Here is a 21,199-nt window from a genome sequence, read left to right as displayed (position 1 = left end):
CCGATGGCCCTCGCCCTGCCGCCGCGCCGCCCCGTCCGGATGTCCCCGGTGCTGCCGGTGCTGGCCGTCGTCGCGCTGCTCGCGCTGCCGGTCGCCCCCGGCGGCGAGGGCGGCGCGGGCCCCGCCGACGCGCTGTCCGCGCTGGTCGTCGTGTTCTGCGCGGTACGACTGCTGCGCGCGCGCCGCCGCCCGCTCACCCGGACCGCCGCCGTACTCCTCGGCCTGCCGGTGGCCGGACTCACGCTGGCCGCGCTGCACGCGGTCTCGCCGGGCGCCGGGATCACCGGCCTCGGCCGCTACCTCCAGGTCTTCGTCCTGGTCCCGGCCGCCGTGCTGCTCCTCGTCCGCGACCGCGCCGACTTCCGGCTGCTGGCCTGGTCGCTGGTGGCCCTCGCCGGATGGCAGGGGGCGGTCGGCGTGCACCAGTACGCCACCGGGACCGGGGCCTCCTACCAGGGGCGGGACATCCGCGCGGTCGGCACCTTCGGGGTGTCGGACGTGATGGGCATGGCCACGGTGGTGTCCTTCGGGCTGGTGTGCGCGGTGGGCCTGGCGCTCGGCCGGACCTCGGCACGGGAGCGGACGCTCGCCGGCTGCTGCGCACTCGCCCTGCTGGTCCCCCTCGCCCTGTCCTTCAGCCGGGGCGCCTGGATCGCCACCGCGGTCACCGTCACCGTCCAGCTGGTCCTGGCCGGGCCGCGCCGCGCGCTGAGGATCGGGGCGGCCGCGGTGGCCGCGGGGGTGGTGCTGGTGGGCGGGCTGGGGGTGGGTACGGCCATGCTCCAGGAGCGGATCGACAGCATCACCCGGGTCACCGACGCACCCGACCAGTCGGTCACCGACCGGTACACGATGTGGGCCGCGGCCACCGACATGTGGCGCGACCGCCCGCTGACCGGCGTCGGCCTCAAGGGCTTCCCCGAGTACCGCGACGGGCACGCCTCGCTCGCGCTGTCCTCGGGCAGCGACACCGAGGGCGCGGGCGCCGCGTTCCGCCGGCAGCCGCTGCTCTCCCCGCACAACATGTACCTGCTGGTCCTGTCCGAACAGGGCCTGATCGGGCTGCTCTGCCTCGCGGGCGGCTGGCTCGCCCTGCTGGTGTGCGCGGTGCGCGGGCTGTGGCGGACCCGCGCGGCCGGCGGCCGGGGCCTGGACTGCGCGCTGGTCGCCTGCGGGCTGCTGGTCTGGCAGCTCGTGGACTTCGCCTACGCCGACATCGGCGGCCCCGCGACCGTGCTGACGGCGGTCTCCTTCGGCCTGATCGCCTGGTGGGCCCTGGCCGGCGCCGGCCAGGCGTCCCGTACGCCGGCGCCCCGCCCCAGCCGGAGGCCGGCGGGATGACGCACCCCAGGACCGGCGGGGTACCGGGGACGGAGGCCGACACCGGCGGACTCGCCGTGCCCGGCGCCCGGCCGGCCGTACCCCCGCCGGCCGACCCCACCACCCCGGCCGCCACCCCGGCCGCCACCCCGGCCACGGACCCGGCCCGCACGCCCGCGCACCCCTCCCCACCCCCCGAACCCGCCCTCCTCACCCCCCGTTTCCTCGCCCGCGCGACCCTCCTCACCGCCTCCCTCTCCGTCGCGGCGGCGCTGCTCGGGCTGGTGCGGGACCAGTCGCTGGCCCGGCTGTTCGGGGCCGGACGGGACACCGACGCCTTCCTGGTCGCCTGGACGGTGCCCGAGTTCGCGGCGACGCTGCTGATCGAGGACGGGCTGGCCTTCGCGTTGGTCCCCGCGTTCAGCCTGGCCCTGGCCCGCCGCGCGCAGGGCGCGCCTGGGGATCCGGTGCGGTCGCTGGTCGCCGGGACCCTGCCCCGGCTGGCGCTGGCGTTCACGGCGGTCGGGGCGCTGCTGGCGCTGGCCGCCCCGCAGTTCGTGGCGGCTCTGGCACCCGGCCTGCCCGACCCGGCGCTCGCCGTGGACTGCACGCGGCTCACCGCGACCTGCGTGCTGAGCTTCGGCCTCGCCGGGTACTGCAGCGCGGCCCTGCGGGCCCACCGCCGCTTCCTGGCACCGGCCGCGATCTACCTCGCGTACAACGTCGGCATCATCACGGCGATGTACGCGCTCGGCGGCCGCTGGGGCGTGCGGTCGGCCGCGTTCGGGGTCGCGGCGGGCGGCTGCCTCATGGTGGCGGTCCAGCTTCCCTCGCTCGTGCGGCAGTTGCGCCGTCGGCGGGCCGGCGGGGCGGACGCCGGGGTCGCCGACGGGACGCAGCCGTTGGACGTGCCGCTGCTGGCCACCGTGCTGCTGTTCGCGCTGTGCCGGCAGTCGCAGGTGCTGATCGAGCGGTTCCTCGCCGCCGGGCTGCCCGCCGGGGCCATCTCGCACCTGAACTACGCGCAGAAGGTCGCGCAGATCCCGATGACGCTGTCGACGATGCTGTGCACGGTCACCTTCCCGGCGGTGGCGCGGGCCCTGGCCGACGGCGACACCGAGCGGGCCCGGGACCGGGTCGAGCGGGATCTGGCGGTGGCCGGCTGCGTGGTGCTGCTCGGTACGGCCGCGATCACGGCCTGCTCCCCGCAGCTGATCGCGCTGCTGTTCCAGCGCGGCGCGTTCACCGCCCAGGACACCGCGGCGACCGCCGGTGTGATGCGGGTCTACGCGCTGGGCCTGCTCGGCCAGACCCTGACCGGCGTCCTGGTCCGCTCCTACTTCTCGGCGGGCCGCGCCAGCTGGTACCCGGTGGCCGCGATGGCCGCGGGCATCGCCGCGACCTCCTGGATCGGCGCCGGGACGGTCGGCTCCTGGGGGGTGACCGGGATCGCCGCGGCCAACGCCACCGGCATCACCCTCACCGCCGCCCTGCTGCTCGCCGGAACGCGCGGGCGCGGCGTGCCCATCCGGACCGGGCCGGTGCTGCACGAGCTGAGCCGGCCGCTGTGGGCGGCGGTGGTGGCCGCCGTGGCCGGCGGACTGGTGGCGGGCCTGCCGTCGGCACCGCTCGCCGGGCTGGCCGCCGGCGGCACCACGGTGACCGTCGTCTTCGTCCTGCTCGGCTGGGCCCTGGGCGCCCAGGGCCCAGGCTCTGTACTCCGTTCCGTACGCACCCTCTCCCGAAGGCTCGCCCATGCCGTCCTCCGTTGAGTCCCCGGCCCGTGTCCGGGCCTCCGCCTCGGGCCCCGTCCCGTGGATCGCCATGTACCACTCGGTCGGCGACTGCTCCGACGACCCGTACCGCGTCACGGTCAGCCCCGGCCGGCTGGAGCGGCAGCTGCGCTGGCTGCGCCGCCGGGGGCTGCGCGGGGTGTCGGTGGCCGAGCTGCTCGCCGCCCGGGCCCGGGGCGAGGGGCGCGGCCTGGTGGGGCTCACCTTCGACGACGGGTACGCCGACTTCCTCGGCAACGCCCTGCCGCTGCTGGCGCGCTGGGAGTGCACGGCCACCCTGTTCGTGCTGCCCGGCCGGCTCGGCGGCGACAACGTCTGGGATCCGCTGGGCCCGCGCAAGCCGCTGCTGACCGCCGACGGCATCCGGCGGGCCGCCGCCGCGGGCGTGGAGATCGGCTCGCACGGCCTCACCCACATCGATCTGACGCGGGCCGACGACACCCTGCTGAGAGCCGAGATCGCCGGGAGCCGGGCGGCACTGCAGGAGCTGACCGGCGCCCCGGTCACCGGCTTCTGCTACCCGTACGGCACGGTCGACCGGCGCACCATGGCGGCCGTGCGGGAGGCCGGTTACGGCTACGCCTGCGCCATCGACCCCGGCCGGCTGAGCGGCCCGCATGTGCTGCCGCGCGTGTACATCGGGGAGGACGACACCGCCGTACGGCTGTTCCTGAAGCACCGCCTGCACCGGCTGCGCCGACGGCCCGTGGAGGGGCTGCGGTGAGGGTCCTGCACATCATCACCGGGCTCGGGGTGGGCGGTGCCGAGCAGCAGCTCCGGCTGCTGCTGCGGCATCTGCCGGTCGAGTGCGAGGTGGTGACGCTGACCAACCCCGGACCGGTGGCCGAGGGGCTGACGGCCGACGGGGTGCGGGTGACCCACCTCGGCATGACCGGGAACCGCGACCTGGCCGCGCTGCCCCGGCTGGCCCGGATCGTCCGGCGCGGCCGGTACGACCTCGTGCACACCCACCTGTACCGGGCCTGCCTGTACGGCCGGATCGCCGCCCGGCTGGCCGGGGTCCGCGCGGTCGTCGCCACCGAGCACTCCCTCGGCGACTCGCAGATGGAGGGCCGGCCGCTCACCGCCGGTGTCCGCGCGCTGTACCTGCTGGGCGAACGGCTGGGCCGGCGCACCGTCGCGGTCTCCCCCACGGTCGCCGGCCGGCTCGCCCGCTGGGGGGTACCCGGGCCGCGCATCGCGGTCGTACCCAACGGCATCGACCTGGCGCGGTTCGCCCACGACCCGCAGGCCCGGCTGCGCACCCGCACCCGCCTCGGGCTGCCCGCCGACGCGTTCGTCATCGGCGGCATCGGCCGGCTCGCCCCCGGCAAACGCTTCGACGTCCTGGTCCGCGCCCTCGCCGAGCTGCCCCCCGACTGCAGGCTGCTGCTGGTCGGCGGCGGCCCGGAGGAACCCGCGCTGCGGCGGACCGCGCGGGAGGCGGGGGTGGCCGGCCGGGTGCTGTTCGCCGGGGAGCGGCCGTATCTGCCCGACGGTTCGCCCGGCCCGGACCTGCCCTCGCTGGCCTCGGCGATGGATGTGCTGGCCTCGCCTTCCCCCGAGGAGGCGTTCGGCCTCGCGGTCGTGGAGGCGCTCGCGGCCGGGCTCCCGGTGCGCTACGCCTCCTGCCCGGCCCTGGAGGACCTGCCGCCCGGGGCCGCCCCGGACGCGCTCCGGGTCCCGTGCGACGCCGGTGCCTACGCCCGCGCGCTCGCCGAGGTCCGCGCCGCCGGGTCCGGCCCGCGCACCGCCGCCGAGGCGGCCCGCCACTACAGCATCACCCGCAGCGCCGCCCGGCTCATGGACGTCTACACGGCGGCGCTCGCCCACCCGGTCCCCCCGTCCCGATCCCCCCAGGGAGTCACCCCGTCATGACCGAGAACCACCATCACTCCCGCCCCTCCCGGCTCGGCTCGCTCCCGCCCTGGTCGCTGGTGGCGGCCGGTGTCCTCACGGGCGGGCTGCTGGGCGGCGGGTACGGCGTCCTCAAGCCTGCGGAGTACACGGCGACCAGCTATGTCGTGGCCGTCCCCGGCGAGGGGTCCGACACCGCCGCCGCACTCGGCTTCGCCCAGGCCTACGGCCGGGTCGCCACCCAGATCGCGGTGCTCGGCGACGCCCAGGAGCAGGCCGGGGTGCCGGTGCCCACCCTGCGCGCCAGTGTGCGCACCGCGACCTCGCCGGACGCCCCGATGCTCGCCGTCTCCGCCACCTCCGAACGCCCGGCCCGGGCCGCCGCCATGGCCGACGCGGTCGCCCGCGCGCTGACCCGGCACGCCAACGCCGCCAAGGCCGACACGCACGTCGAGCTGCTGCAGTTCTCCCGCGCGGTGCAGCCGAGCGAGCCGTCCTCGCCGTCCCCCGCGGTGACCGGACTGGTCGGGGCGAGCGCGGGCGGCCTGCTCGGCGCCCTCGCGCTGCTGGTACGGCCGAGACGCCGGCCGGAGCCGAAGACCGTGCCCCCGGCCTCGGTGCCCGGCCCGGCCGTCCCCGCCGACACGTACGGCCGCCGGTGACCGCCCTCTACCCGGCGGGCACCACGCGTCCCGCCGCCCGCACCACCGACCTCGGTGGCGGACTCGTCACCGAACTCATCACCGACGAGGAGGCTTTCGCCGCGCTGGCCCCCGCCTGGGGACGGCTGTTCCGGCGGTGCGCCGCCGCCACCCCGTTCCAGAGCCACGCCTGGCTGCACTCGTGGTGGCTGTCGTACGGCCGGCGCGGCCGGCTCCGGCTGCTGGTGGTGCGGGCCGGCCGCGACCTGGTGGCCGCCGCGCCGCTGATGCTGGTCCGCCGGCCGCTGCCCGCACTGGTGCCGCTCGGCGGGGCGATCTCCGACTACACGGACGTGCTGCTGGACGACGCCGACGACGGGCGGGCGGCCGGTGCGCTCACCGAGGCGCTCGCGGACGCGGCGCGCACGGCGCTGGTCGACTTCCGCGAGGTGCGCCCGGGCGGCGCGGTGGAGCGGGTCTACGACCGCTGGCGCGGGCCGCGCCGTACGGTGCGCGACTCGCTGTGCCTGGAGCTGCCCGCCGTACCGATGGACGAGCTGATCACCCGGCTGCCGTCGGGCAAGTCCGGCCAGCGGGCGCGGGCCAAGCTGCGCCGGCTGGCCGCGCTGGGGGTGCGGCGGCGGGCGGTGGGCCCGGAGGAGGTGGACGCGGCGCTCGGCCGGCTGCTGGAGCTGCACCGGCTGCAGTGGCAGGGGCGGAAGGTCACCGGCGAGCATCTGCGGCCCCGGTTCCGCGAGCATCTGGTGCGTGCGGTGGGGCAGATGGTGCGTTCGGGGAACGCGGTGGTCACCGAGTTCCTGGTCGACGGCGAGGTGATGGGGGTCGACCTGACGCTGCTGTCGGGCAGCCTGGCCGGCGGCTACCTCTACGGCGCCCACCCGGCCCTGCGGCAGCGGAAGGCGGATGTCGCGGTGATGCTGCTGGAGGCGTGCGCCGAGCACAGCGTCGACGGGCACCGGGGCACGCTGAGCCTGCTGCGCGGCGACGAGCCCTACAAGCACCACTGGCGGCCCGAACGGGTCGTCAACCGGCGGCTGCTCATGGCCCGGCGGCGCACCGCCCCGCTGCTGACGGCCGCGCTGTGCGACGCGACCGCCCGGCAGCGGGGCAGGGAGCTGCTGCACCGGTGGCGGGAGCGCGGCGGCGAGCAGCCGGCCGGAGGCTCGGGGGTGCGGCCGTACAGGGCGGTCCGGTAGACCTGCGACGAGCGGGGGTTGGCCGAGCACTGCCAAACGCCGTGCGGACAGTAGTCGGTCACCGTGTTGTACAGCGGTCTGTGCTCTTCGATCCAGGCGAGCATCCGCCCCATGTACTCGGGGTTGTCACCGTTGCGGAAGAGTCCCCATTCCGGATAGGAAACGGGCTTGCCGTGGGCTTTCGCGAAGTCCACGTGCTGCTGGAGACCGTAGGGCTCTTCGACCTGTTCCTCGAACGGCATTCCGCTCGGCTGGTCGTAGGCGTCCATACCGATGATGTCGACCGTTGCGTCCCCGGGATAGCACTCGGTCCAGGGCACGGCGTCCCGGCCGCGGCTCGGCGTGAAGTCGAACCGGAATCCCTGGCCCGGCACGGAGCGCATGGCGGCGACGATCCGGTTCCAGTACGCCTTCCAGGCCTCCGGGTCCGGTCCGCAGCGATGGGTGTAGGTGATGCCGTTCATCTCCCAGCCGAGCACGATCACCGTGTCCGGCACCCCCAGTCGCACCAGCCGTTCGGCCAGGGCCCGGAAGTGGTGGTCGAACGCGCCGGCCGCGGCCTGCCGCAGCAGGAACCACACCTGCGAGTCCGGGAGGTTCTCCTCGTTGCGCTCCTGCATCGGTACGTTGAGGACGAGCATCCGGTCCGCCTTCTGGCGCCGCCACCGCGCCCACACGTCCAGGAAACCGGGCGGACCCTCGATGTCCGCCCAGCTACCGCCGGGCAGGTAGGTGTGGGCGACCTTCACCTCGGTCCCGCCGAGCCAGTCGCTCAGCTCGGCCATCCGCGCGACCCCGAGGGGCCCGGAGTCGAGAAACGCCCCGAAGGGCGGCGGGTCGGTGGCCCGCACCGCTGCCGGGCCCACCGCGAACCCGGGGCCGACCGCGAGGGCGACCGACGCGACGACGGCCCCCGCGATGACGGCCAGCCGCCCGGACCGGCCCCTGCACCGGCGTGAAGCCATGTCCCGCTCCCTTCCTCCCGTTCACCGACCCCCGTCACATCCATACGGACAACTCCGTCACGGATACCGCTTCGGGGCCGCCGAACCCCCGCACGGCCGAACGGATCGGGGAGAGGAAGAGGGAGGGGCGCGGCGGGGTGCCGGGCGCTCGGTCCGGCACCCGACGCGTCATCGGCGGGCGGCGGCCCGGCCTCGCCGGTACAGGATCGCCCCGGCGGCGATCAGCGCGGCACTGGCGGCCGAGGTCGCCATCATCGCCGGGCCGTCACCACCGGTGTGCGCGAGCACGGGCGGCTGCCCGGGGTGCTCCTCACCGCCACCACCGCCGCCGGGCGGCGGGGTGTAGCCCGTACCCGGGGGCGTGCTCTCGCCACCGCCGGACGGGGGTGTGGTGTGACCGCCACCGGGAGGCGTGCTGTGACCGCCGCCAGGGGGCGTGCTGTGCCCGCCGCCCGGCGGGGTCGTCTCGCCGCCGCCGTAGGGAGGCGGGGTGGTCTCCTGCCCGCCGTAGGGAGGCGGCGTCGTCTCCTTCCCGCCGTACGGGGGCGGAGTCGTCCTGCCTCCACCGTGCGGGGGCGGCGTCGTCTCCTCCCCGCCGTACGAGGGCGCGGTCGTTCTGCCTCCGCCGGGCGTCTTGCCGCCGCCGGCCGGCGGTGTGGAGTGGTCGTCGCCGTGGCCGGGCCGACCGCTGGAGTCACCGGGGCCGGGCCGGCCGGTGGAGTCACCGGGGGCGCCGTACCCGGAATGGTCGTCGGGAGTGCCGTAACCAGAGTGGTCGTCGGGAGTGCCGTAACCAGAGTGGTCGACGGGGGTGCCGTAGTCCCCGTGGTGCTCGCTGCCGGCCTGCCCCTTCGATCCGTGCGCGGCGGTGGCACAGGAGTTGCCGAACGCCGGGTTCAACGCCGCGGCCGCGTCGACGGAATTGCCGCAGACGTTGACCGGGATGTTGACCGGGGCCTGGACGTTGTTCCCGGACAGAACTCCGGGGGAACCCTGGGCGGCACCGTGCGCACGGGAGTCGGCGAGCGCGGCGCCGCCGTACAAGGACAGCATGCCGGTCGCGGCGGCGGCCACGGCCATGCCCTTGCTGAGAGTCTGTCGCAATCTCGTGGTCTTCCTGCTCGAAGAAGTGGGAAGGCCGGCCCCGGCACGAAGAACGACGGTCCGGGGCCGGCCTGTACTCAGCCGGGGAAGCTGGTGGAGTGCGCGGGTGAACCTCAGCTGTTGACGCAGGTGTTGCCGAACGCGGGGTTCAGCAGCGCGATGATGTCGACGGTGTTGCCGCACACGTTGATCGGGAGGTGGATCGGCACCTGGATGACGTTGCCGGACAGGACACCAGGCGAGTTGGCGGCGCTGGCGCCCGCACCGGCGTCGGCGAAGGCGGTTCCGCCCAGGCCCAGGGCCAGGATGGCGCCCGTGACGGCAGCGACGGTCTTCTTCATGAGTGTTCCCTTCTCTGGGGTCATGCCCCGATGACGGCCAGAACCGTGCGAGCACGACATGAACGGTCGTGGCACGGAACGAGGGATTGACACAACTGGAGACCGCGGAACACGGACCGCGCGATAATCACTCGATCGCACCGCTTCCTCACGCGTTTTTCCCTCGCCTGAATTCCTTGGAAAAAGGCCCGGGCAGCCCGCCGATGGTGCAGCGGACAGCCCGGGCCACGCCAGGTCGGCTCAGCCTTCGCCGTTGGCCGAGAGAACCGACAGGTCCTCCAGCACGTGCGAGACCGCACCGTCGCGCTTGGCGTTGGTGGAGTTGTCGTTGCACTGCTGCTGCAGGTGGTCCGACAGGATCGGGATGTCCTGGACCGTGACGCCGATGAGCACGTCGACGGCGACGTCGACGTCCTGGATACCGACACACGGCTTGTTCAGCGACCCCTGCACCAGCGAAAGCTGCGGGCTCTGGTTGCCCTTCGTCGCCGAGTTGCCCCACGACGACGCGGCGCCGTTGCCATTCGCGACGGTCGGTCCGTCGTCGTTGCCGATGGCAAGCGCCTGCGGCGCGGCCGCCACCGCCATTCCCACGACAGAAGCGGCGGTCGCGGCGGCGACCATTGCCTTCTTGAGCACTTCGCGTTCCTTTCCTCGTAGCGACGCATGCCCTACGGCCTCATCAACCCGGTGCATCGGGAATGGTTCCGCCGATTCACTCGGTTGGAGCCCAAACGCCTGAGAGGTGACGAGAAAGCACCAATCGGACAAACACACCACCAGTCCACCGGATCGGCCGACGGGGTGAACGGCAGAAACCAAGAGGGGTCCGCGGAGTTGACCAAAGCGCTCCGGTGGACGGGGTTTCCTCAGAAAGGACTGGCCAGTGATCAAGAAGATTGTTGCCACCGCGGCTGTCGCCGCTTCGGCCATGGGCGCCTCCGCTGCCGCGGCACCGCAGGCGCTGGCGATCGGAAACGACAGCGGGCCGACCGCCGCCAACGGCAACGGTGCTTGGCAGAGCTACGGCAACTCGGCCACGTACGGGAACATGAGTCCGCAGATCGCCCTGATCCAGGGCTCTTTCAACAAGCCGTGCATCGCCGTGAACGACATTCCGATCGGCGTCGGCGCCCTGATCGGTGTCAATGTCCAGGACATCCCGATCCTGTCGGACCACATGCAGCAGCAGTGCACCGAGAACTCCTCGAACGTCAAGCGCGACGGCGCGCTGGCGCACCTGCTGGAGGACGTGTCGATCCTGTCCCAGAACGGCGAGAACTGATCCTCTGTTCGAAGCGGGTCGCCGGGTGGTCCGGCGGCCCGCTTCGGCGTGTCAGCGGCGGTACAGCGCCTCGATCTGCTCGGCGTACGCGGCCGTCACCGCATGCCGCCTGACCTTCAGGGACGGGGTCAGCAGCCCGTTCTCCTCGGTGAACTCGCCCTCGACCAGCGCGAACGCGCGGATCGACTCGGCGCGGGAGACGGCCTTGTTGGCGTAGTCGACCGCCTTCTGCACCTCGGCGCGCAGCCGGTCGTCGCGGACCAGCGCGGACATGGGGGTGTCCGGCGGCAGCTTCCGTACCGCCAGCCAGTGGGCGACCGCCTCCGGGTCGAGGGTGATCAGGGCGGCGACGAAGGGCTTGCTGTCGCCGACGACCACGCACTGGCCGACGGGCGACCGGCTGCGCAGCCGGTCCTCCAGCACGGCCGGCGAGACGTTCTTGCCGCCGGAGGTGACGAGGATGTCCTTCTTGCGGCCGGTGATGGTGAGGTAGCCGTCGTCGTCCAGCGCGCCGAGGTCGCCGGTGGCGAACCAGCCGTCGTGCAGGACGGCGTCCGTGGCGGCCGGGTCGTTCCAGTACGACCCGAAGACGATCCCGCCCTTGATCAGCACCTCTCCGTCGTCGGCGATGCGCACGGACACGCCCGGCACCGGCCGGCCGACCGTGCCGGGACGGGGGTCGAGCGGGGGCACGATCGTGGCGGCGGCGCTGGTCTCGGTCAGGCCGTAGCCCTCGTAGACGACGATGCCGGCGGCGTGGAAGAACAGGGTGAGGTTGCGGTCCAGCGGGGAGCCGCCGCTGACGGCGTACCGCGTCCGGCCGCCCAGCTCCTTGCGGATACGGCGGTAGACCAGCAGGTCGTACAGGGCCCAGGCGGCGTACAGGCCCGGTCCCGGGCCCTTGCCGGTGCCGAGGAACTTCCGCAGGTGGGCCTCGCCGAAGCGGACGGCGATCCGTTCGGCCCGGTCGAAGGAGGCGGCCCGGCCGATCTTCTCGGCGGTGGCCCGCCCGGTGTCGTGGATCTTCTCGAACAGGTACGGCACCCCGACCAGGAAGGTCGGCCGGAACTCCTTGAGCGCGGGCCGGAGTTCGTCGGGCTTCACGCTCGGGAAGTGGCCGGTCTCGATCCGGGCCAGCAGGCAGGCGAGCTGGAGGGTGCGGCCGAGGATGTGGGCGAGGGGCAGGAAGAGCAGGGTGGACGCGGCCTGGCCGGTGACGGCCTGGAAGACCGGGTGCAGCAGCTCGACGGTGTTCGCGGCCTCGGCGTGCAGGTTGGCGTGGGTGAGGACGCAGCCCTTGGGCCGGCCGGTGGTGCCGGAGGTGTAGCAGAGGGTGGCGACCGTGTCGGGGGTGAGCGCGGCGCGGCGCCCTGCGAGTTCGCCGTCCGGGAGGTCGCAGCCGAGGGTGGTGAGGTCGGTCAGGGCGCCGGCGTCGAGTCGCCACAGGCGCGGGGGGTGCGGGTGGCCGGCTGTCGCGGTGGTGACCGTGACGGCGTTCTCGACGGTCTCCGTGACGGCGAACCGGGCGCCGGAGTCGCGGACGATCCACTCCACCTGCTCGGCGGAGGAGGTCGGGTAGACGGGCACGGACTGGCCGCCGGCCGCCCAGATCGCGAAGTCCAGGACGGTCCACTCGTAACGGGTGCGGGACATCACCGCGACCCGGCCGCCCGGTTCGAGTCCGGCGGCGATCAGCCCCTTGGCCACGGCGGCCACCTCGGCGGCGAAGGCCGCCGCCGTGACCGGACGCCAGGCGCCGCTCTCTCCGCGGCGGCGCAGCAGCACCGCGTCGGGGGTCCCGGCCGCGTGGGTGAACGGCAGGTCGGCCAGGGAACCGGAGGCGAGCGGGGGCGCCAGGGGCGCGGCGCGCACCTCACGGACCGCGCCCGCCGGGTCGCGGACGATCTCCACCGCGGTGCGGTCCGCGAGATCGGTGCGCTGCCGTGCCCGTTTCAGATCCCTGTGTACGCCCATGACGGCTCCCGGTGGCGGTGCGGGCCAAGGTTCTTACCAACGAGTCAACTTACTCACAAGTAAGGAGAGGTCAATGGGGCGTGCGCCGGCCCGTTCGACCGGCTCACTCCCCCGCTCACCCCCCGCTCACTCCACCGGCTCGGTGCCGCTCGCCCGGCGGATGGCGTCGGCGAGCCGGCGCACGTCGGCGTCCTCGGTGGTCGCGGCCAGCCCGGCGGCCCTGCGGGTGAGGCCGGTCAGGCTCGGGGCGCCGGGCAGGGCCGGGCCGTCCGCGGAGCCGGTGCGCAGCGCGTCGGCGAAGTAGGCGGCGACCGCGGTGACCTGGAACCGGGGGCTCGCCCGCCACACCGAGCCGGACAGGGCACCGGTCTCCAGGGCGCCCGACGCCTCGTGCGGGTCGCGGGTCTCCGGGTCGAGCCAGCGCACGGTGGCGGTGGCGAGGTGACCTCGGGCGCCGGGCCGGGTGTGGACGGCGTACAGGGCGGTCACGGTGTGGCCGGGGCCGACCTCCCCGCCGTCGACCCGGTCGTCACGGAAGTCCTGGTCGGCGACCTTGCGGTCGTCGTAGCCGACGAGGCGGAAGCCGGTGACGGTGTGCGGGTCGAAGGCGACCTGGGCCTTGGCGTCCCGGGCGGTCAGCTCGATGTTGCGCGGGAGCTGCCCGGTGAAGACCTTGTCGGCCTCGCCGGGGTCGGAGACGTACACGGTGTGGCCGTCGCCCCGGTCGGCCAGGCGTTCCATGAGGGCGTCGCCGTAGGAGCTGCCGACGCCGACGCCGAAGAGGGTGATGCCGTGCTCCCGGCGGGCGCCGTCGATCCGGCGCAGTATGGCGTCCGCGCTGGTCTCGCCGGTGTTGGCGAGGGCGTCGGAGATGAGGACGACCCGGTTGGTGGCGCCCTCGCGCAGGCCCTCGACGGCGGTGGCATAGCCCTTCTCGACGCCCGCGCCCAGGTTCGTGGAGTTCTTCGCCCCCAGGCTGTCGACGGCCTCGCGGACCGTGGCCCGGTGGCCGCCGAGCCGGGTCATCGGCAGCACGGTCTCGGCGTCCTCGCTGAAGGTGACCAGGGCGACGGAGTCGTCGTCGCGCAGCCGGTCCGTCAGGGTGGTCAGGGCGTGCTGGGCGAGGTCGAGGCGGCCGGGTTCGTCCATGGAGCCGGAGGTGTCGATGACGAAGGTCAGCGCGGCGGGCGGACGGTGCGCGTCCGGTGCGGCGGGCCGGGTGGCGAGGCCGACCCGGACCAGGGACCAGCCGGGCTCGTCGGTGCGGGCGCCGTCGACGGTGACCGTGAAGCCGTTGCCGTCGGGCCGCCGGTAGTCCTGGCGGAAGCTGTTGACGAATTCCTCCGGGCGCACCGTCTGCGGGTCGGGGCGGCGGCCCTCGGCGAGGGCGCGGCGGGCGTAGGCGTAGGAGGCGGTGTCGACGTCGAGCGCGAAGGTGGACAGGCGGCTGCCCGAGGACGGGTCCGGGCCGCCGGTCCCGTAGGCCTGGTCGTGCCCGCGGGCCTTGCCGTCGGCCGTCGCGCTGCCGTCCGCGCTGCACGCCGTCAGCAGCAGACCGCCCGCGGCCAGGAGCGCGAGCAGCGCGTGCCACGCCCGGCGTGCGCGGTGTGGCCGCCGCGTTCGGTGTTCCCGGTACCGGTCCATCTCGTCCTCCCCGTGGGCCGCTTGGCGTCGGACGGGTGCGTCCGCTGCTGACTGTGACGGGGGAAGGGCCCGGAACGTGCGAACCGGGGCGTTGCGGATGGATCTCGAACCGGCCACGGCGGCGGCCCGCCGTGACCGGTGGGTGACACACCGGTGACCTAGGAGACGACGTCCTTGCGGGAGAAACCCCGGAAGGCCAGCGCGAACAGCACCAGGGCGTACGTTATGGACAGCGCGGTGCCCTGGATCATGCCGGACCACTCGGGGCGGGGCTGGACGGCGTCGGCCCAGGCGAACTGCCAGTGCGCGGGCAGGAAGTCCCGCCAGTGGCCGAGGGCGGTGACGGCGTCCAGGACGTTCCCGACGATGGTCAGGCCGACGGCGCCGCCGACCGCGCCGAGCGGGGCGTCCGTCCTCGTCGACAGCCAGAACGCCAGCCCGGCCGTGACCAGCTGGGACACGAAGATGTACGCCACGGCCACCAGGAGCCGCTGGGCCGCCGTGCCGGTGTCCAGCGCGCCGCCGGTGGGGAGCTCCAGCGGGCCCCAGCCGTAGGCGGCCGTACCGGCGGCGAGCGCCACCAGCGGCAGCAGCACCATCGCGGCGAGGCTCAGCCCGAGCGCCACGGCGAGCTTGGACCACAGCAGCCGGGCCCGGGGCACCGGCGCGGCCAGCAGATAGCGCAGCGAGGACCAGCTCGCCTCGGAGGCGACCGTGTCCCCGCAGAACAGGGCGACCGGGATGACCAGCAGGAAGCCCGCGGAGACGAAGAGGTTCACGGCGGCGAAGTTGGCGCCGGAGGCGGTGGCCGTGTCCATCAGCGTGACCTGGTTGTTCCGGCCGCCCGGGTCGCCGCCGACCGCGAAGGCGATCAGCAGCACGAACGGCAGTACGGCCAGGATGGCGCCCATGACCAGGGTGCGGCGCCGCTTGAGCTGGCGGACCAGCTCGACCCGCAGCGGCAGGGTGCGCCCCGCCTGATAGCCGGAGGCGACCTCGGTGAGCGTGCTCATGCGGAACCTCCGATCAGGGTGAGGAAGGCGTCTTCCAGGCGGCGGTGCGGACCGACCGAGGCGACCGGCACCTCCAGCCGCACCAGCTCCACGACCAGCCGCTCGGCCGTGCCGCCGGGTTCGAGCCGGACCAGCAGCCCGTCGTCGGTGCGCACGGCGGAGGCGACCCCGTCCAGCGCGCCGACCTTCTCCACCACCGGCTCCTGCACGGGTACGGCGGTGCCGACCAGCAGGGTGTCACCGGAGCCGGTGATCTCCCGGACCGGTCCGGCCTGCACGAGCCGGCCGCGGTCCATGACCACCAGGTGGGTGCAGGACTGCTCGACCTCGGCGAGGAGATGGCTGGAGACGATCACCGTACGGCCGCCGGCCGCGTAGCGGATCATCACCTCGCGCATCTCGCGGATCTGGGGCGGGTCCAGGCCGTTGGTGGGCTCGTCCAGGATGAGCAGGTCGGGCAGGCCGAGCATGGCCTGGGCGATGGCCAGGCGCTGGCGCATGCCCTGGGAGTAGGTGCGCACCGCGCGGGCGAGCGCGTCGCCGAGGCCGGCGATCTCCAGGGCCTCGTCCAGGTGGGCGTCCTCGGGCGGGCGGCCGGTGGCCCGCCAGTACAGCTCCAGGTTCTCCCGGCCGGACAGGTGGGGCAGGAAGCCGGCGCCCTCCACGAACGCGCCGACCCGGGAGAGCACCGACGCGCCGGGCCGGATCGCGTGGCCGAAGACGCGGATCTCGCCGTCGTCCGGCCGGATCAGGCCCATCAGCATGCGCAGGGTGGTCGTCTTGCCCGCGCCGTTGGGTCCGAGCAGGCCGAGGACCTGGCCCTTCTCCACGCGGAAGGACAGCTCGCGCACCGCGTACCGGGTGGTGGACTTCGCGTACCGCTTGCTCAGGTCCTTGATCACCAGCGGGACGTCGGCCAGCTCCGGGTCGGGTGCGGGGGCGGCCGTCCGGCGGCGGGCGGTGAGCAGCAGGGCGAGGGCGACGGCCGCGCCGGCCGCGGGCAGCCACCACACCCAGGCGGGCAGGGGCGCGGCGGCGGTGGTGACGGCGGGAGCCGTCGGCACGCTCAGGTCCCCCTTCAGGGAGACGGTGTAGGTGGCCGGGGCGGCCGGTGAGGCGTAGCCGAGGTCGGTGGAGGCGAGGACCAGGCGGAGCCGGTGACCCTTCTGCACCTCGTGGTCGATCGCCGGGAGGGTGACGGTGACGTCCTTGCCGGCCTTGGCGCCGGTCACCCGGAGGGGGGCGACGAGCTGGGCGGGCAGTACCTGCCGGGTGCCGTCGGGGCCGACGTCGTAGACCTTGCCGAACAGGACGGCGTCGTCACGGGTGGACGTGATGCGCACGGTGGCGGTCGGGGCGCCGGTGATGCGCAGGTCGCGGGTGAGCGGTGCCGAGTCGAACTTCGCGAACTGGCCGGGGAAGTCCAGGGAGACGCCGACGCCGAGCGCGGACAGCTGGGCGAGGCCGCCGGAGCCGCCGAGTCCGGGGAGGGCGGAGACACCGGGCGGGCTGGCGCCGGCCGGGTTGGCGACGTGCTGGGTGCCGCCGGTGAGGGCGACGGCGCGCCGGTGGTCGTGCAGACCCGGGTAGGCGGCGGCGCTCGCACCGCGCAGCTGGGCGGTGCCGTCGGTGGAGTCGATGCCTCCGGTGCGGGTGATCCGGAACGCCGGACCGGTGTCCGTGCCCTTGTCGCCCTTCAGGTACCGGTCGAACCAGGCACGCACGCGCGCCTCCACCCGGCCGGTCTCCATGTCGCCGCCGTCGTGTCCGCCGGCGATCCAGTCGACGTCGACGGGGGCGCCGTTCGCGCGGATCGCCTTCTGGGCCGCGTCGGCCTGGTCGAGGGTGAACAGGGAGTCCGTCTGCCCCTGCACCAGCAGGGTGGGCACCTTGATGCGCTCGCCGACGGCGGACGGCGAGCGCTCCTGGAGCAGCTTCCGGGCGGCCTGGTCCGGGGTGCCGGACTCGGCGACCCGGTCGTACATCCGGCACAGCGCGGGCTCGAACTTCGCGCAACCGCCGCCGGTGTTGAAGAACATGCCGGTCCACAGCTTCTTGAAGACGCCGTTCGGGAACAGGGCGTCCGCGAGGTTCCAGTAGGTGATGGCCGGGGCGATCGCGTCGACCCGCTGGTCGTGGCCCGCGGCGAGCAGGGAGACCGCGCCGCCGTACGAGCCGCCGGCCATGCCCACGCGCGGGTCGCCGGGCCTGTCGAGCCGCACCTGGGGCTGCCTGGCCAGCCAGTCGACGAGCCGGGAGACGTCGGCGACCTCGCCCTCCGGGTCGTTGAGGCCGATCTTCCCGGTGGAGCCGCCGAAGCCGCGCGCGGACCAGGTCAGGACCGCGTATCCGTCCCGGGCGAGGTCCTCGGCCTGCCGGCGCATGTCGTCCTTGCTGCCGCCGAAGCCGTGCGCGAGGAGGACGGCGGGGTGGCGGCCGGCGTCGGCCGGGGTGAAGTACGAGGTGTCCAGGCGCACCCCGTCGACCGCCATGACCTGGTCGCTGCGGCGCACGGCCCGCGTGTCGTCGGAGGCGACGGCCGCCGTCCACGTCCCGGCACCGGCGAGCACCACGACGGCTGCCCCGGCGGCGAGGAGCCGGCGGGGCCGCCGCAGCAGGCTGCGCAGGGCGGGGGGTCGAAGATCCATGTGTCAACGGTACGGGGCGGCACCGACAACCGCCGCTGCCGTGGGGCGGAACCGTGCGCCCTCCCCGGGGCGTACGGCCCTGTCACGGCGTACTTCAGCCGTGGTACGAAGGCCCATGCGGATCCGCAGGGCCACCTCCGTCGCCGAAGTCGTCGCCGCGGAGCATCTGTTCGACCATCCGGTGCGCCCGGAGTGGGCGGAGCGTTTCCTCACCACCGCCGGGCACCATCTGCTGCTGGCGTACTGGGAGGGGGCCGTGGGCGGCTTCGTCAGCGGTGTCGAGACCGTCCATCCCGACAAGGGCACCGAGATGTTCCTGTACGAGCTGGCCGTCGCGGAGCCGTACCGCCGCCGGGGCATCGGGCGGGCCCTGGTGCGACGGCTGGCCGCGCTGGCCCGGGAGCGGGGCTGTTACGGCATGTGGGTCGGCGTCGACACCGGGAACGACGTCGCCCTCGCCGCCTATCGCAGTGCGGGCGGCACGGAGGACGGGACGTGCACGGTGGTGACGTGGGAGTTCTGAGGCCGGCGCGGCCCGGGGGAACGCCGCCGCCCCCGGCACCCCACCTGGCAGTGGGTGACGGGGGCGGCGGTCTGCGGGCCGGGGACGACGGGGGAATTCACCCCCGGCCGCGGATCAGGCAGCCGCGGCTCAGGCCCGGGCCTCGTCGGCGACCGGGGCGGTCGCCTGGGCCGGGATGCCCGGACCCGGCGCGGCCTCGGGAGCCCGCGCGTCCTCCGGGATCGACACCAGCCAGTGCGTCTCGCGGCGCGGGCGGAGGTACAGGGCCCAGTAGAGGGTGGCCGTGGCGGTGATGCCGCCGGTCCACAGCAGGTAGACGGTCTCCTGCTGGGTCAGGATGTACGTCAGGACGGCGATGAGCAGGACCGGCACGGCGGGCCACAGCGGCATCCGCCAGGCGGGCGTGTGCTGGTGGGAGCCGCGGCGGGCGAGCAGGGCGGCGATCGCGACCAGCAGGTACATGCCGGTCACCGAGACGCCGGTGACGCCGTACAGGGTGTCCAGGTTGACGAAGCAGAGGACCGCGCCGGGGACACCGACCGCGAGGGTGGCGACCCAGGGGGAGCCGAAGCGGCCGAGCTTGGAGAAGACGGTGTTGACCGGGCCGGGCCAGGCCTTGTCGCGGGCGGAGGCGAACAGGACGCGGGAGTTCTGGATGACCATGACGATGCCCGCGTTGATGATCGCGAGGGCCACGCAGAGGCTGACGAAGGTGCCGACCGCGGAGTTGGACCAGGCGGTGACCATGGAGCTGATGTCGCCGCCGGTCAGTTCCTCCAGGTCGGAGGCGCCCATGGTGATCGCGGCGACCGGCACCAGGATGACCACGGTGGAGATGGCGAGGGTGGCGAGGACCGTGCGGGCGACGTTGCGGCGCGGGTTCTCCAGTTCCTCGGAGAGGTAGACGGCGGTGGAGAAGCCCTGGGTGACGAAGAGGGCGATGGCGAGCCCGGACACCACCAGCATGGCCGTCACGGTGTCCGTGTGGCCGTGGGCACCGGCCACCTGCATCGAGACCAGGCTGCCCGCTCCGCGGTGGCCGTGCGAGAAGCCCAGCAGGGCGACGACGCCGGCGGCGACGACCTCCAGGACCAGGAAGATGCCGGTGATCCAGGCGTTGGCGCGCAGGTCGAGCAGGCCGGCGAGGGTGGCCAGCAGCATCACGCCGGCGCCGGTCATGGACGGGTCGAGGTGGACGAGGGGGGCCAGGTAGTCCGCGGTGCCCATCGCGATCACCGGCGGCACGATCATCACGACCAGCAGGGAGAGCACGAAGACGAGCCAGCCCGCGAGCCGTCCGGCCATCGTCGAGACCATGGCGTACTCGCCGCCCGCGCTGGGGATGAGGGTGCCCAGCTCGGAGTAGCAGAACGCCACGGCGATACAGAGGAGGGAGCCGATGGCGATCGTCAGGGCGGTGGCGGTGCCGAGGGAGCCGAACAGGTCGGGGACGACCACGAAGAGCGTGGAGGCGGGAGTGACGCAGGACAGCGTCAGCAGGGTGCCGCCGACGACACCGATGGAGCGCTTCAGCCCCGGTGCGGGGGCTGAAGCGGTGTCTGCCACGGACTTCTGGAGTGTGTCGGTCATACGGCGGTTCCGATCGACTCGTGCGACTGAGGGTGGGGGACGGGAGCGCTATCGCCTCCGGCGGATCGTCGTACGTTCGTCTCGTCCGCTCCCGGCGCTGCATAGAGAACCCCGACGAAAACCGCCGCGTCAATGGCGGTTTACCTACGGAATCCGCAGCTCCGGATGGCCACACGGAGCATCACTTTCCCAGGCCGTGACGCCGTATAGGTGCATTCATCAAGCTTCAAGCGAATGTGACCTTGGTTTCAAAGGCCACTCACACTCAACCCCTTCGTCACCCGTTTCGTCCGCCGAGAACGAGAACCGCAGCCGACGTTTCAAAAAAATGTCAGCCGTCCGATATCCGGACGGGTAAACCGATCGCGTCCATGTCAGTGCCGGCCGATAGAGTGCGCCCGCACAGCAGACGCACAGCTCTGCACACACGGCTCTCGGGGTGGGGACATGACGATGCGGCACACCGCCGCCTGGGTGGCGTTCACGACGGCGGCGCTGGTCGCGGCCTCCGGCTGCGGCACGGAAGGCGCGAAGACGGCCGTCAAGGCGGTCGACAAGGCCAACACCAAGGCGATGGCGGCACTGGCCCGCGCGACGGACCGGACGGAGGCACTGGGGTCGGCCGAGGTACGGATGACGACCGACACCGGCACCAGCGGCCCGATCGCCATGAACGGCACGTACTCCTGGGGCGACGGCTACGCCTTCGACGTGGAGATGGACACCAAGGCCGCGAACATGCAGGCCGTGAACCACTCCCCCACGACGCACGTCCTGTTCGTCGACGGCGTCTACTACTACGACGTGGACCCCCTCCCCTCCGGCCCGTACCAGGGCAAGGACTGGATCAAGGTCGACGGTTCGGCGGTGTTCGGGAAGAAGGGCGCCCAGGCCCTGAGCGGCGACAACGGCAGCCCCTCCGCCTCCATGAAGGGCCTGAAGTACGCCAAGAACGTCGAGAACCTCGGCACGCAGACCGTGAACGGACACCCCACCACGCACTACCGCGGCGTGATCGACAGCGCGCACATGGGCAAGTTCAAGGACGTCTACGGCGAGGACAGCCCCATGGGCGCCGCGACCGGCACGAAGTCGATCGTCATGGACGTGTGGGTCGGCTCCGACGACCTGCCGGTGCGGCTCAAGGAGAAGCTCGGCGTCATGACCATCAGCATGGACTTCGACAAGTTCGGCAAGACGGCCGCCGTCAAGGCCCCGCCCGCCGCACGGATCGCCGACCTCACCGACGTGATCAAGAAGCAGCAGCAACAGCAGGGCTGAACG

The 21,199-nt window shown here is 73.7% G+C and carries 17 protein-coding genes and 1 pseudogene; 9 read left to right on the top strand and 9 right to left on the bottom strand.

The annotated features are described in order from the left end of the window. The first annotated feature begins 3 nt into the window (after window positions 1-3). From ACZ4U1_RS07350 to ACZ4U1_RS07325, 6 genes are read left to right on the top strand one after another with little or no spacing between them, the layout of a single operon-like run. Complete coding sequence (locus tag ACZ4U1_RS07350; RefSeq protein ID WP_467900712.1) at window positions 4-1,341, top strand: O-antigen ligase family protein; 1,338 nt, start codon at window positions 4-6, stop codon at window positions 1,339-1,341. Continuing rightward, window positions 1,338-3,092, top strand: a complete 1,755-nt coding sequence (murJ, locus tag ACZ4U1_RS07345; RefSeq protein ID WP_467900710.1) for a murein biosynthesis integral membrane protein MurJ — start codon at window positions 1,338-1,340, stop codon at window positions 3,090-3,092. Before ACZ4U1_RS07350 ends, murJ begins: the two co-directional genes overlap by 4 nt. Beyond that, the gene (locus ACZ4U1_RS07340; RefSeq protein WP_467900708.1) at window positions 3,076-3,837 is read left to right on the top strand and encodes a polysaccharide deacetylase family protein; all 762 of its coding nucleotides are present in this window, start codon (window positions 3,076-3,078) and stop codon (window positions 3,835-3,837) included. Before murJ ends, ACZ4U1_RS07340 begins: the two co-directional genes overlap by 17 nt. Next, a complete protein-coding gene (locus ACZ4U1_RS07335; protein ID WP_467900706.1) occupies window positions 3,834-4,991 on the top strand; it encodes a glycosyltransferase in 1,158 nt (385 codons plus the stop codon). The genes ACZ4U1_RS07340 and ACZ4U1_RS07335 overlap by 4 nt, the downstream gene beginning before the upstream one ends. Beyond that, window positions 4,988-5,632: a lipopolysaccharide biosynthesis protein gene (locus ACZ4U1_RS07330; RefSeq protein WP_467900704.1), complete on the top strand. Its 645-nt coding sequence runs from the start codon at window positions 4,988-4,990 to the stop codon at window positions 5,630-5,632. Before ACZ4U1_RS07335 ends, ACZ4U1_RS07330 begins: the two co-directional genes overlap by 4 nt. Then, the gene (locus ACZ4U1_RS07325) at window positions 5,629-6,828 is read left to right on the top strand and encodes a GNAT family N-acetyltransferase (protein ID WP_467900702.1); all 1,200 of its coding nucleotides are present in this window, start codon (window positions 5,629-5,631) and stop codon (window positions 6,826-6,828) included. Before ACZ4U1_RS07330 ends, ACZ4U1_RS07325 begins: the two co-directional genes overlap by 4 nt. Here the strand turns inward: ACZ4U1_RS07325 and ACZ4U1_RS07320 are convergent. The 4 genes and pseudogenes from ACZ4U1_RS07320 to ACZ4U1_RS07305 form a co-directional block, all read right to left on the bottom strand. Next, window positions 6,792-7,793 (bottom strand): annotated as a pseudogene (locus tag ACZ4U1_RS07320) (glycoside hydrolase family 26 protein); the annotation flags it as partial. The gene ACZ4U1_RS07325 and the pseudogene ACZ4U1_RS07320 sit on opposite strands and share 37 nt — an antisense overlap. 168 nt (window positions 7,794-7,961) lie before the next feature. After that, the gene (locus ACZ4U1_RS07315; RefSeq protein ID WP_467900699.1) at window positions 7,962-8,897 is read right to left on the bottom strand and encodes a chaplin; all 936 of its coding nucleotides are present in this window, start codon (window positions 8,895-8,897) and stop codon (window positions 7,962-7,964) included. A 113-nt stretch (window positions 8,898-9,010) separates the two neighbouring features. Beyond that, window positions 9,011-9,238 carry a chaplin gene (locus ACZ4U1_RS07310; RefSeq protein WP_467900696.1) on the bottom strand — a complete coding sequence of 76 codons (228 nt, stop codon included), beginning with the start codon at window positions 9,236-9,238 and terminating at the stop codon, window positions 9,011-9,013. A 240-nt stretch (window positions 9,239-9,478) separates the two neighbouring features. Continuing rightward, entirely contained in the window at window positions 9,479-9,877 is a 399-nt protein-coding gene (locus ACZ4U1_RS07305) for a rodlin (protein WP_467900694.1), read from the bottom strand. A gap of 247 nt (window positions 9,878-10,124) precedes the next feature. Between ACZ4U1_RS07305 and ACZ4U1_RS07300 the strand changes: the two genes are divergently transcribed. Next, the gene (locus ACZ4U1_RS07300; protein WP_467900692.1) at window positions 10,125-10,523 is read left to right on the top strand and encodes a rodlin; all 399 of its coding nucleotides are present in this window, start codon (window positions 10,125-10,127) and stop codon (window positions 10,521-10,523) included. Between the two features lie 51 nt (window positions 10,524-10,574). Here the strand turns inward: ACZ4U1_RS07300 and ACZ4U1_RS07295 are convergent, their stop codons facing one another. The 4 genes from ACZ4U1_RS07295 to ACZ4U1_RS07280 all read right to left on the bottom strand — a co-directional run bounded on the left by ACZ4U1_RS07295 (window position 10,575) and on the right by ACZ4U1_RS07280 (window position 17,802). Then, window positions 10,575-12,497, bottom strand: a complete 1,923-nt coding sequence (locus ACZ4U1_RS07295) for an AMP-dependent synthetase/ligase (RefSeq protein WP_467900690.1) — start codon at window positions 12,495-12,497, stop codon at window positions 10,575-10,577. Between the two features lie 126 nt (window positions 12,498-12,623). Continuing rightward, window positions 12,624-14,141, bottom strand: a complete 1,518-nt coding sequence (locus ACZ4U1_RS07290; RefSeq protein ID WP_467900688.1) for a vWA domain-containing protein — start codon at window positions 14,139-14,141, stop codon at window positions 12,624-12,626. 158 nt (window positions 14,142-14,299) lie between these two features. Next, the gene (locus ACZ4U1_RS07285) at window positions 14,300-15,154 is read right to left on the bottom strand and encodes an ABC transporter permease (RefSeq protein ID WP_467900685.1); all 855 of its coding nucleotides are present in this window, start codon (window positions 15,152-15,154) and stop codon (window positions 14,300-14,302) included. Then, window positions 15,151-17,802 (bottom strand): CocE/NonD family hydrolase, encoded by a 2,652-nt coding sequence (locus ACZ4U1_RS07280; RefSeq protein WP_467900682.1) that lies wholly within the window; start codon window positions 17,800-17,802, stop codon window positions 15,151-15,153. Before ACZ4U1_RS07280 ends, ACZ4U1_RS07285 begins: the two co-directional genes overlap by 4 nt. Before the next feature lie 115 nt (window positions 17,803-17,917). Between ACZ4U1_RS07280 and ACZ4U1_RS07275 the strand changes: the two genes are divergently transcribed. Next, window positions 17,918-18,325 (top strand): GNAT family N-acetyltransferase, encoded by a 408-nt coding sequence (locus tag ACZ4U1_RS07275; RefSeq protein WP_467900680.1) that lies wholly within the window; start codon window positions 17,918-17,920, stop codon window positions 18,323-18,325. A 129-nt stretch (window positions 18,326-18,454) separates the two neighbouring features. Here the strand turns inward: ACZ4U1_RS07275 and ACZ4U1_RS07270 are convergent, their stop codons facing one another. Beyond that, the gene (locus ACZ4U1_RS07270; RefSeq protein WP_467900678.1) at window positions 18,455-19,915 is read right to left on the bottom strand and encodes an APC family permease; all 1,461 of its coding nucleotides are present in this window, start codon (window positions 19,913-19,915) and stop codon (window positions 18,455-18,457) included. Window positions 19,916-20,362: 447 nt separating this feature from the next. On the opposite strand from ACZ4U1_RS07270, the gene ACZ4U1_RS07265 reads away from it, so the two are divergent. Then, complete coding sequence (locus ACZ4U1_RS07265; RefSeq protein ID WP_467900676.1) at window positions 20,363-21,196, top strand: SCO4651 family lipoprotein; 834 nt, start codon at window positions 20,363-20,365, stop codon at window positions 21,194-21,196. Window positions 21,197-21,199 lie beyond the last annotated feature (3 nt).

The sequence above is a fragment of the Streptomyces sp. NPDC028928 genome, from assembly GCF_055564915.1.
This window is presented reverse-complemented; position numbering and strand designations above follow the sequence as displayed.

Coding starts and splice junctions, on each gene's coding strand:
- ACZ4U1_RS07350 (WP_467900712.1), top strand. CDS start 4: ATGGCCCTCGCCCTGCCGCCGCGCCGCCCCGTCCGGATGTCCCCGGTG.
- murJ (WP_467900710.1), top strand. CDS start 1,338: ATGACGCACCCCAGGACCGGCGGGGTACCGGGGACGGAGGCCGACACC.
- ACZ4U1_RS07340 (WP_467900708.1), top strand. CDS start 3,076: ATGCCGTCCTCCGTTGAGTCCCCGGCCCGTGTCCGGGCCTCCGCCTCG.
- ACZ4U1_RS07330 (WP_467900704.1), top strand. CDS start 4,988: ATGACCGAGAACCACCATCACTCCCGCCCCTCCCGGCTCGGCTCGCTC.
- ACZ4U1_RS07310 (WP_467900696.1), bottom strand. CDS start 9,238: ATGAAGAAGACCGTCGCTGCCGTCACGGGCGCCATCCTGGCCCTGGGC.
- ACZ4U1_RS07295 (WP_467900690.1), bottom strand. CDS start 12,497: ATGGGCGTACACAGGGATCTGAAACGGGCACGGCAGCGCACCGATCTC.
- ACZ4U1_RS07290 (WP_467900688.1), bottom strand. CDS start 14,141: ATGGACCGGTACCGGGAACACCGAACGCGGCGGCCACACCGCGCACGC.
- ACZ4U1_RS07285 (WP_467900685.1), bottom strand. CDS start 15,154: ATGAGCACGCTCACCGAGGTCGCCTCCGGCTATCAGGCGGGGCGCACC.
- ACZ4U1_RS07280 (WP_467900682.1), bottom strand. CDS start 17,802: ATGGATCTTCGACCCCCCGCCCTGCGCAGCCTGCTGCGGCGGCCCCGC.
- ACZ4U1_RS07275 (WP_467900680.1), top strand. CDS start 17,918: ATGCGGATCCGCAGGGCCACCTCCGTCGCCGAAGTCGTCGCCGCGGAG.
- ACZ4U1_RS07270 (WP_467900678.1), bottom strand. CDS start 19,915: ATGACCGACACACTCCAGAAGTCCGTGGCAGACACCGCTTCAGCCCCC.
- ACZ4U1_RS07265 (WP_467900676.1), top strand. CDS start 20,363: ATGACGATGCGGCACACCGCCGCCTGGGTGGCGTTCACGACGGCGGCG.